Annotated in this window: 8 protein-coding genes; 1 reads left to right on the plus strand and 7 read right to left on the minus strand. The window is 38.5% G+C overall.

Annotated features, from left to right (window positions below):
- Window positions 1-217: 217 nt before the first annotated feature.
- Window positions 218-760, minus strand: coding sequence for a hypothetical protein (locus tag ACOVQ4_RS15110; protein WP_421821463.1), 543 nt, complete (start codon window positions 758-760; stop codon window positions 218-220).
- A gap of 76 nt (window positions 761-836) precedes the next feature.
- Entirely contained in the window at window positions 837-1,589 is a 753-nt protein-coding gene (locus tag ACOVQ4_RS15115; RefSeq protein ID WP_421821464.1) for a DeoR/GlpR family DNA-binding transcription regulator, read from the minus strand.
- Window positions 1,590-1,660: 71 nt separating this feature from the next.
- Here ACOVQ4_RS15115 and nudK point away from each other — a divergent pair, with 71 nt between their 5' ends.
- A complete protein-coding gene (gene nudK, locus ACOVQ4_RS15120; protein WP_421821465.1) occupies window positions 1,661-2,233 on the plus strand; it encodes a GDP-mannose pyrophosphatase NudK in 573 nt (190 codons plus the stop codon).
- Window positions 2,234-2,463: 230 nt separating this feature from the next.
- On the opposite strand, the gene ACOVQ4_RS15125 is transcribed toward nudK, so the two are convergent.
- The 5 genes from ACOVQ4_RS15125 to ACOVQ4_RS15145 all read right to left on the minus strand — a co-directional run bounded on the left by ACOVQ4_RS15125 (window position 2,464) and on the right by ACOVQ4_RS15145 (window position 11,525).
- Complete coding sequence (locus ACOVQ4_RS15125; RefSeq protein WP_421821466.1) at window positions 2,464-3,744, minus strand: adenylosuccinate synthase; 1,281 nt, start codon at window positions 3,742-3,744, stop codon at window positions 2,464-2,466.
- Window positions 3,745-3,929: 185 nt separating this feature from the next.
- A complete protein-coding gene (locus tag ACOVQ4_RS15130) occupies window positions 3,930-4,430 on the minus strand; it encodes a Fur family transcriptional regulator (RefSeq protein WP_421821467.1) in 501 nt (166 codons plus the stop codon).
- A 400-nt stretch (window positions 4,431-4,830) separates the two neighbouring features.
- Window positions 4,831-7,086 (minus strand): RelA/SpoT family protein, encoded by a 2,256-nt coding sequence (locus ACOVQ4_RS15135; protein ID WP_421821468.1) that lies wholly within the window; start codon window positions 7,084-7,086, stop codon window positions 4,831-4,833.
- Window positions 7,087-8,281: 1,195 nt separating this feature from the next.
- Window positions 8,282-9,313 carry a hypothetical protein gene (locus ACOVQ4_RS15140; protein WP_421821469.1) on the minus strand — a complete coding sequence of 344 codons (1,032 nt, stop codon included), beginning with the start codon at window positions 9,311-9,313 and terminating at the stop codon, window positions 8,282-8,284.
- Window positions 9,314-9,629: 316 nt separating this feature from the next.
- Complete coding sequence (locus tag ACOVQ4_RS15145) at window positions 9,630-11,525, minus strand: tetratricopeptide repeat protein (RefSeq protein WP_421821470.1); 1,896 nt, start codon at window positions 11,523-11,525, stop codon at window positions 9,630-9,632.
- Window positions 11,526-11,614: the final 89 nt, after the last annotated feature.

Raw genomic sequence — 11,614 nt, forward strand, 5'->3', positions numbered from 1 at the left:
AAATACCTTTTCTCTTTTTGTCCAGTAATTAGACTGTTAACTAATAACGTCTTGTTACTTAAGGATAGATATACTTTTGCCGAATGCAGAAAGCCAGAAGCTAAGAAATATGCTTGATATAAATGGCTTCAGACGCAATCATTACATCTTTACTGCTAGAATACAAATTTTACATAATCAGTCATCTGCTTAATTCGGGATGAATCTTGTTTTACTTTTAAGCAAAAAATGCTTTCATCGCCGACCAGAGGGCTTTTTTGCGTGTTACGTCGTCTTTTATTTCTCCTAAAGCATCCGAATACAAAAATCTTACCCCTTGCACTTCTCTAATTTGATAGGGTGTAAGTGGAATTTCTAATTGTATTTTAAATAAAGATACCCCAAATGTAAGCAACTGCTTTAGTGATTTTTGGGTCAAAATATTTTTTAAACTTGTGCCGCCAGCTTTGGATAAATCTAATAAATCTACTTGATTGATTTGTAACTGAACCGCTGCTAGAATCTTCCCTAAAAGCTCCATTTCTTCTGCATTAATCTTATCTACCAAAATCAACACTTGGTTTTTAGGATTATATGGTATAAAATCTGGCACACTTGCTACTGGCGTAGGTATTGGCGCTTCTTTTTGTACTTTTTCTGGTCGAGCTATGGAAGGTACTTCAGCAACTGGGGTCACAAGCACTTGATTTCCTTCTATACCAGAAGGAATTTGATAAATAGTTTCTTCAGAAAAAAGGTATTGTAAAAAGGTTTTATCCATAAAAGTCTTCGAAATGCTTTTAATCAAAGTACAAATATCGGAAGAGCTTTTTAGAAAAGCCCTATTTATCGAAATACTAATTCACAATTTTCAACCCTTTTTCTTTATATCGCTCCAACAACGCGCCATCGGCTGACGCATCTGTAATTAATAGGTCAAGCATTTCAAATGAAGCAAATTGTAAATAAGCTTCTTTCTCAAGTTTCGAAGCGTCGCAGAGCAAAACTGTTTGTCGCGAAGACTTCGCTAGAGCCATCGCAATACTAGCTTCTTTTTCCGAAGCTGCACTCAAACCTCTCGCCAAGGATATCCCATCTATACCTACAAATGCCTTATCTGCCTGATATCGAGCGATATGCTCTAGGGCTATAGCCCCATGAATAGCCTGTCGCTCGGCATCCAACTCCCCACCAATGAGATTGACAGAGACCTCTGTTCCCATCAACTCATACACAATTGGCAACGAATTGGTGATGACTTTGATTCGTTTATGTTTGATAAATTGGCATATTCTCGATACTGTACTTCCACAATCCAAAAATACCACATCGCCGTCTTGTATCAGTTGGCTGGCCTTTTGACAGATATAGTCTTTTTCGGCTATCCTACTGGTAGATTTATTTACAAAACTTGTAGGCGTTTGTACCAAACTCATTTTCATTGCTCCGCCATGTGTGCGATACAAAAGACCTTGCTCTGACAAGGTCGCCAAATCTCTCCGAACTGTAATTTCTGAAGTTTGTAACAACTCGGCTAAGTCCTTGACTTCCACCGAGCCTTTTTCTTCGACCGTTTGTAAAATAAGCTGTTTGCGGAGTTGGTAATTCATATAAAATTTAGTTGTTTTGAATAATTAATCAAAAATAATCATTTTCAATCAAAAATAATCAAATTAGTTTTATGACTTCTTCTATCAAAATTATTGACGAAAAGCTTTTGTCTGACAATTGGTATATTTTAAAAAAATACACTTTTGAATATCAGCGCAAAAATGGCAATATCGAAACGCAATCCCGTGAAGTTTATGACCGAGGTAATGGTGCCACTATTCTTTTATACAATAGTCAGAAAAAAACGGTGATTTTGACCCGACAATTTAGAATACCGACTTATGTTAATGGTAACAAAGACGGAATGCTTATTGAAACTTGTGCAGGTTTGCTCGACCAAGATGAACCAGAAACGGCTATTAAGCGAGAAACAGAAGAAGAAACGGGTTATCGCATATCAGAAGTAGAAAAGGTATTTGAAGCCTATATGAGTCCTGGCTCAGTAACTGAAATTTTATACTTCTTTATTGCTGAATATTCACAAGAAGACGTTGCAAATGAAGGTGGCGGAGTTGAAGACGAGGAGATAGATGTACTAGAATTGCCTTTTGAACAAGCGTTAAATATGGTAAAAACAGGCGAAATCAAAGATGGGAAAACGATTATGCTATTACAGTATCTACAATTACATAAAAACTTTTAAATTTCTAGTTGAGTGATTGGTGATTGAGTGCATGAGTGATTATTGAGAATATGAATTTCATTTTTAGAAACAAAATGGTTTGTATATAAAACATAAATGCTGAATTATAAGAGGAAAACTGTGAGTGTAAAAATTTGTCTATCAATATTTTACATTCGTAATTCACCACTTGCAATTCAGCATTTATAATTTGCCAATTAGCTGCATGCTAAAAGCCCAAAGCTGATAGCTTAAGCCAATGCACCTCTCAACACACACTCGTCACGGTCGGGACCAGTAGAGATAAAGTTGATTGGCAAACCTAATTTTTCCTCCAAGAAAGCAATGTAAGCGGTCAATTCGGCAGGAAGGCTTTCGAAAGTTCTTAAGCCTGCCAAAGAAGTGTTCCATCCTTTCAAAGTTTCGTAGATAGGCTCTACTTGAGTATCTGTTAAATCATAAGGCAATTGCTCGGTAATAGTACCATCTGGCAATTTGTAAGCCGTACAAATATTGATTTCTTCGAAAATATTCAAAACGTCAACTTTCATCATAACCAACTGCGTAACGCCATTGATCATCATCGCATATTTTAAAGCAGGAAGATCAATCCAACCACAACGACGAGGGCGACCTGTAGTTGAACCAAATTCACGACCTTCTTGACGCATACGTTCGCCTACTTCGTCGAGTAATTCAGTTGGGAACGGGCCCGAACCTACACGAGTAGCATACGCTTTGAAGATACCATATACCTCGCCAATATTTTTTGGAGCAACGCCCAAACCTGTACAAGCACCCGCTGTAACAGTATTTGAAGAAGTTACGAAAGGATATGAACCAAAATCAACATCAAGCAACGACCCCTGAGCACCTTCGGCCAAGATGGTTTTTCCTTCTGTTAAAGCATTATTTACAGAATATTCAGAATCTACCAAGTTGAATTGCTTCATAAACTCCACTGCGTCGAAGAATTCTTTTTCGGCAGCAGTTAGGTCATATTCAAATTGGTATACGTCCAAGATTGCGGTATGACGAGCTACAAGCGCATCATATTTTGCTTTAAAGTTTGGAGAAATGATATCTCCAACACGCAAACCTTGACGAGAAATTTTGTCTGTATAAGTTGGACCGATACCTTTTAGAGTAGATCCGATTTTGGCGTCACCTTTTGCTTTTTCGTAAGCTGCATCTAACAAGCGGTGAGTAGGAAGGATAATAGAAGCTTTTTTCGAAACTTCGAGGTTTTGCTGCAAGTTCAAATTATACTTAGCGAGACCATCGATTTCTTTTTTGAAGATGATTGGGTCAAGAACCACACCGTTACCGATGATGTTTTGAACCTCTTGACGAAAAATTCCTGAAGGAATCTGATGCAAAACGTGTTTGAATCCGTCGAATTCTAATGTGTGTCCAGCATTAGGGCCACCTTGAAAGCGGGCAACAACTTGATATTTAGGAGCTAAAACGTCAACGATTTTACCCTTACCTTCATCACCCCACTGCAAACCCAACAATACATCTACTGCCATTTTTATTACTTGGTATCACAGGCTACGCCCGTATTTTAGAGTTACGAAATTTTACAGGCAAACGCCTGCGGTACAAAATGAAAGGCAAAGATAGCTAATCTTATTAGGAAAAGTCCTTATATATGTAGGAAATTTGAGAATTCTCTAGGGCATATTACTTAAATGCTACCCTAGAGAATTGTTTTCTAACGATCGGATTCGTTATTGATAGAAAGCTGTTGTTGAAGAGCTCTTTTGTGTTCACAATCGGTTTTTGTACATGACCCATAAAAAATCAAAGAGTGGTGCATGACATTAAACTGTAACATTTCGCCCACCATCGACTGAATTGTTTGAACGCGCGGGTCACAAAATTCGGTTACATGATGGCAGTCGGTACAAATCAAATGGTCGTGTTGGCGACGGCCATACGATTTTTCGTATTGCGCAATATTTCTTCCAAACTGATGTTTTGTCACCAAGTCACACTCCACTAATACGTCTAGTGTATTGTAGACGGTAGCACGCGAAACCTGATACTTCTTATTCTTCATCGAAATATAAAGCTCCTCCACATCAAAATGGTCGTCACGCGAGTAAATCTCTTCCAAAATCGCAAAGCGTTCTGGGGTTTTTCTCAGCCCTTTATTTTCAAGATATGCTGTAAAAATTTTCTTTACAGCCTCCAAATTAGCGTTTGATGGCATTGTTTAATGGCTTCGGTGTTCAGTTTATGAAATTGTGGCTCAATGTCTAAAGACTAAACACTCAATAATTCATGAAGATTCAATTTTAGACTAAATCTATTCTTTAACTACAAAATAACTCAATTTCAGATTAAAATGGAAATTTATCAGAAAGCTTTAGTCAGTATCGTAGTTTAGTAATGTACGAAAGATTGTAAGAACTATCTATTTCGGATATCGGATGTTTGATTTCGGAAATGTAAACTACCTTTTTATATATATTATGAAAAAATCAAGGTATTTTACATTTTCCGAAATCAGAAATCCGAAATAGTTAGAAATCCTTCATACAGTACTAAGATGGAATGTTGGAGTATTTTAGAAAAATCCAAAATTAAACATTCCAAATCCGAAATATTATTTATTCCCCTCTTTCGATTTCTACTACACCACTTACCTGTTCAAGAGACTGTACGAGCTCTTCCAAATGGGCTGTGTTATTGACCATCAGCGCTATTTTACCTTCAAAAATACCATCTTTTACACCAATTGAAAGGTTTTGAATATTCACTTGCAAGTCTTGTGAAATTACCCTTGTTACATCGTTCATTAAGCCCATGCGGTCGGTACCCTTGATAATTAGGTGCGCCACAAAAGACATTTCTATCTTCGAAGCCCATACTGCCTTCAACACACGGTCGCCGTGGCGTGAGAGTAATTCTGGTGCATTGGGGCAACTTGTACGGTGAATTTTGATACCTTCATTAATAGTAACAAAGCCAAATACATCGTCCCCAGCAATTGGATTACAACATTTTGCCAATGTGTAATCGATTTTATCCATATCCTCGCCAATCAATAAAGCATCAGCATCTTTGCGGTCGCCATGAAGTTTTTTGAGTTCTTTTACCAAATTTTTGGTATTGGTCAGTGGCTCTTGGATACTCTTGGCGGCTTGCTTACGCTCATGTGCTTCACGGTCCGACTTCCAACGCTTGAGTTCATCGAGTTGGATATACCCTTTTCCAAAACGATAAAATAAATCATTGGCATCTTTGGCATTGAAGTATGCTCTGAGCTGATTGGTCACCTCCAGGGTAAGTACATTTACCCCTAAGATTTTTAGGCGGTGCTCTACCATATCGCGCCCAATAACCACGTGCTGCTTGTTGGCTTCCTTGATATAATCTTTGATGCGTGATTTGGCCTTGGTAGTAACCACAAAACCCAACCAATCTTCTGATGGCTTTTGTTTGGCCGAGGTCATACATTCGATAATATCACCAGTTTTGAGTTTATAACTCAAAGGAACCAGTTTATTATTGACCTTGGCGCCTATACAACGAGCCCCTACTTCGGTATGAATCTCAAAGGCAAAGTCTAATGCGGTAGCACCATCTTTCAAAACAATCAGCTTACCTTTTGGCGTGTATACAAATACCTCCTCATTGTACAAACTGTTTCGGATATCATCTACCAATTCAACGGCCGACTGCTGGGCTTTATCCGAAGAATCCAATGCCTCACGAATTTGCGAAAGCCACGACTCAAACGCTTTATTGGTACGAGTGTCGTTGCCTTTATATTTCCAGTGAGCGGCAAAACCTTTCTCTGCAATTTCATCCATACGGGTAGTACGGATTTGGACTTCGACCCAACGACCTTTTTTCCCTGAGCTCATCACCGTGGTATGCAATGATTCGTATCCGTTAGATTTGGGGTTAGAAATCCAGTCTTTCAGTCGGTCGGGGTTAGGCTTATAATGGTCTGTTACCATCGAATACACAGCCCAACAGGCAGCCTTTTCCTGCTCTTTGGGTACATCCAAAATTACTCTTACCGCAAACAAATCATAAATTTCATCAAAAGGAACATTGTTCTTTTTGAGTTTATTATGGATAGAATAAATGGATTTTGGTCGCCCTTTTATCACATGCTTAAAACCCATATCCTGAAGCCCTTTATCGATAGGTCGGATAAAGTTTTGGATAAACTTCTCGCGAGAAGCCTTGGTTTCTTTGAGCTTTTTGGCAATTCCTTTGTACGAATCTGGTTCGGTATATTTCAAGCATAAATCTTCGAGCTCAGACTTAATTGCGTGCAAGCCCAAACGGTGAGCCAAGGGTGCGTACAAATAAAACGTTTCAGAACTAATTTTTAGTTGTTTGTCCCTTGCCATACTCATGAGGGTTCGCATGTTATGCAAACGGTCGGCAAGTTTGATTAGAATAACCCGAATATCGTCTGAAAGCGTCAAGAGCATCTTTCTAAAATTCTCAGCTTGTTGAGAAGAACCGTGCTCAAATACCCCTGATATTTTGGTTAAACCATCTATAATTTTGGCAACCTTGCTACCGAACTGCTCGGATATCTCGTCGAGAGTTACTTCGGTATCTTCTACTACATCATGCAACAAGGCACAGATAATCGACGTAGCTCCAAGCCCAATTTCGTCCACACAAATTTGCGCTACCGCAATGGGGTGGTAGATATAAGGTTCTCCTGATTTACGGCGCATGTGTTTGTGCGCTTCAACCGACATTAAAAATGCTTGCTTGATTAACTTGGCATCATTATCACGAAGATAGGGTTTGGCACTTGCTAGTAATTTTCTGTACCGTTTAAGGATTTCCTTCTTTTCTAATTCTAAGTCTATCGCTACAGCTTCTACGGACATATTAACACAGTTTGGGGGACTAAAGTGGAAAAGCGTTAACAGAATTTAGTTATTAACCAAACAGAAACCTTTTACTTGTAAAAAGTAAGTAGGAGTAAGTTATTTGTTAAATGTATATCGGTACTTGACTTACAAGTTCAAGACTTAGTCTTGGAATCTTTTTTTAACAGGTTGAAACTGTTTTTAAAAAATTCTGTAAAAATGTCCAAATAACTGAATGATACTTTATCGTTTTGTCCAGCAATCAGATTGGTTATTTGAAGGCATTCATAATCAAAAGATTATAGCCAAATCATACTTCAGATATACTATTAAATTACTCTTTCCTATTACTTAAGTTAGTACGCAAAATAAAATTTTAGTATTCGGCTTTAGGCTGTAAGCCGTAGGCATTAGGCAAAATATCTTACTACAAAACACTTTAACACTCTTTGCCTTGTGCCTGTTGCCTGTTGCCTAAAAATCTAATTTTATTCACTTACTTAAGTTAGTACGCAAAATAAAATTTTAGTTTTCGGCTTTAGGCTGTAAGCCGTAGGCATTAGGTAAAATATCTTACTACAAAACATTTTAACACTCTTTGCCTAGTGCCTGTTGCCTGTTGCCTAAAAATCTAATTTTATTCACTTACTTAAGTCAGCACTTAAAATAAAATTTTAGTTTTCGGCTTTAGGCTGTAAGCCGTAGGCATTAGGTAAAATATCTCTATTGTTAGTAAAAAACACTTTAACACTCTGTGCCTTGTGCCTGTTGCCTTGTGCCTGTTGCCTAAAAATCTAATTTTATTCACTTACTTATAGACCAATATTTTAGAAAATATTTGCCTCAACTTTTACACAAGAAGGTACTCTTTACACATCAACTTTATGAATAGTGGTCAAAATTGTGATTGTTTTTGGGCTAATAATTAAAGCATTTTGACAGGGAAGAGAAAGATGAACAAAGGCTTTGCAAAAGATATAGTCTATTAATCTTAAAATCTATAAAAATCAACAAACCGACCTCATGCTTTAGGCCACAGTGCTCTACTCATCGAGCCGATTGCTTACACTAAATTAAGCGTTTTCGCTTCAAAAACAAATTAAAACTCTCAATCTTACAGATTTCTTATACGAAATGTACCTATTTTTAACAAAAAATAAAGGCGTTATAGAACAGAAATCTACAACGCCTTTGACCAAATGGTATCTTGATTTTATCGTAAGGGCGGGCACTTTACCGCAGGCATCAAATGATACACTAATTTGACTCGTGTCATCACAAAGCTATCGTTGATTTTTCCAGTAGCATTGCGCGAGTTACCACTATAAAAAACTGCTGCATCTCTTGGATTTATGGGAACATTGGGATCGGCATAGTTGGAAAATCCTGCATTCACAAACCATTGGCGCATCTGTGCGTCTCTGTCTCTCCCTGTAGTAATGGCGTATCGTTCTAATTCTCTATGGCTAAATGCCAAACGAATAGGATCAGAGAGGTCTTGTGGTAATACATAGGCACCGCCAGCATCGTCGAGATAATCTGTAAGTGTATATCTCAGACTTAGTTCAAGCCCTATGTCCCAAGATTTATTTACTTTGTAATTGATGCCAATTCCCGCTGGAATACTTACCGAAAATAGTTTATAAGGTGAATCATACCCTGGCAAGCCTTGCCCCTCTGTTCCGAGAGGTTGTAGGCTAGTCCACTGCCCAGCTGGAATACTGATTCCTTCGGGAGCTTTGGCCATTGGATTGTGGTGAAATACCCCAAGGCCTGCAAATAAATAGGGCATTAGTTTGCTGCGCGAACGGTAGTTTCGATTTTGTTTGACCAACTGATACACTCCTACAAAAGACAACTCTTGGATATCGTTTCGGAAATGAATATTTCGCATAAAATAATCCTCAAAACCTGCAACACCTTGAAATTTGTTGTCATCACCAGCTATACGAACCCACGACAAACCAATTCTTACTCCCCAGTGTGGCGAAAGGTACCGCTCCCATTCGGCGCCAACATTCCATCGTATATCTTGAGTAAAAGATGGGATGATTCGATAATAGGGTGCCAAATCTCCAAAATAATGACTTGTGCCTAGGCCAAACGCTACAGAGGAATGTTTTTCGTAGAGTTTACTTTCGGTACTCTTTGATTTTTTTTTCCCAAAAGATAAAAATGATTGTCCTTGTACCGATATGCCTAACCCTAGTATCAATGAAATTATGAGAAGGTATATTTTATTCATACGATGTTGTGTTTTCTCTCTTGTCAAAACGCTATTCTTTACCTTTTATGTTGCTTGGCATCAAAATTTTTCGGGAAAGTAAGATACAAATTGTGATTTACAACGAGGTTGAAGGAATTATTTCTTTAAATATTTTCACAAAAAGAAATGTTATTAGCTAACTGTCTGACTACTCGAAATCATCACGCACTAAATGCGTGATGACTCCTGAAAATGGATTTCGCTAAATATGAGGTAGGTGTTGCTTTAGGCGGTAGGCCGTACGCATTAGGCAAGGACAAAGGACAACTCACCATTCGCAACTTATTACTTATCCTTACTTTCCCATTATTTTAAGATTTTGCAAAGCCACTGTATTGGTAGGTTGTTGAGCCAATACCATTTTATAATCTGACTCAGCCTCTACCAAATGTCCTAATTGCTGATGTGCAATACCCCGATTCAGGTAGGCAGTTAAATCAACTTGTGGCTCAGATTTAATTAAATCATTCAAAACACCCAAAGCTTTAGTAGGATTACCTGCCGAAATATAAGAGGCACCCAACATAGTTAGCGTCTGTGCTTTTTTTCGGTTTGGCATCGTAAGCGATTTCTCAAAATCAGGGATAGCCTTGAGTGGCTGCTGAAGTGTAAAATAAGCGATGCCTCGATTCATGTAAGTTTCACCAGACTTTGTACCACGTTTGACGGCTTCGTCAAAATACTGTAGCGCTTTTGGGGTATCGCCTTTTATTCCATAAGCTGTACCAAGGTTTTCCCAAGGTCCTGTATCTCCTTTATAACCCAATTCAATGGCTTTAAGATTGTTGGCTATTGACTCATCGAGTTTGCCTTCTTTTTCTCCTTGATACTTCCCTAACGTATAATAGGCTCGGTAGTCGTTGGGGTAACGTTCTATAATTGTCCTGAATAAGGTGCCTGTATTTGCCCAAATAGCCACTTGGGCTTTGGTTTGAATAAGGCAAAAACCGCCAAACAAAAACGCAGTTGTCCATGCTATTTGTCCTATTTGCGGAGACTTCTTTTGAAGATACCCTATACCCATTCCGATGGCAAACAATAATCCAAAATACGGCACATAGGTATAGCGATCGGCCATAACGGCTGCTCCTACCGAAATAAATTGTAAAACCAACGCTACCGTTACCGTAAAGAAAGCAATTCCAAAAAAGAATAGCTTAGATTTTTTGTAGAATAATGTCGCAATGATCAGTACTATAATCATAAATACGAGCCCAACAGTGTAAAACTGAACATTGGGACCAGAACTTTCATAAGGATAAAAAGGCGAAAGATTGAGCGGTAACAGTAAATGATAACAATACATCATAAATCCATATCCCGCAAATTGAAGTCGCTCTCCCAACGTAAATACTTTCAAATCGAGGGCTGATTTTTGTTCCCCTATGGCATGAATCATCCCATAAAAATCTCCTCCTGCCTGTATATTGGTAGCGATAAGACCAAAGAGCAGCGAGATTGCCCAAAATGGCATTTTCTCCAAAAAGATTTTTAAGTCAAATTTTCTATCATACCAATAATCTAACAATAGCAACACCACAGGCAAAACTACAGCTTGGGCTTTGGATAGACAGGACAAAACAAATAATACCCAAGTCCAAATAAGTTTGGATGTTTTTTTATGACTCAAATACTGAACGTAACACACACAAGCCGCCCAAAAGAACATGCCATACAGCACATCTTTGCGCTCCGACACCCACGTGACCGACTCTACACGCATGGGATGAACCCCATAAATAAGCGCAACCCAAAAGGCAACCATGGTATTTTTTTTGCTCAACAAAAAAGCCAAATATCCTACCAGTAGCACGTTCAGGCTATGAAGGAGATAATTGGTAACAATAAAAGATTTGGCTGAAGTGCTACCCCAAATACTTGCATTTATCATCAATGACCATATTGTTAGAGGATGATAGTTGAGCGCCACATGACTTTGCCAGGCTTCGAGCCAATGCCCCGAAGGTTGGGTTACTAAATAGTTTTTTTCGATATAAACATGGTCGTCCCAATCCACAAATTGATGACTAAATCCTCCCGAAAAAGCAATCAGCACGGCCAGCAACAAGACTGCGATACCAGCATACAGTAGCCAGTTGGGCGTGCCATTCTTTGGAACGGATGAGTGATTAGTGTCGGTTTTGGGCAATAGTGGCTTGGTGGGTTTGGAGGGTTTACGGCTTTTTGACATGGTAAAAAAGGATATATTTTGGTACGACTACTTTCGCGCGTTTGAGTACAAACGTACTCAAATTGACAAGCAAATTCTACTCCTGAATT

The organism is Flectobacillus sp. (assembly GCF_049240685.1).
Taxonomy (GTDB): Bacteria; Bacteroidota; Bacteroidia; order Cytophagales; family Spirosomataceae; genus Flectobacillus.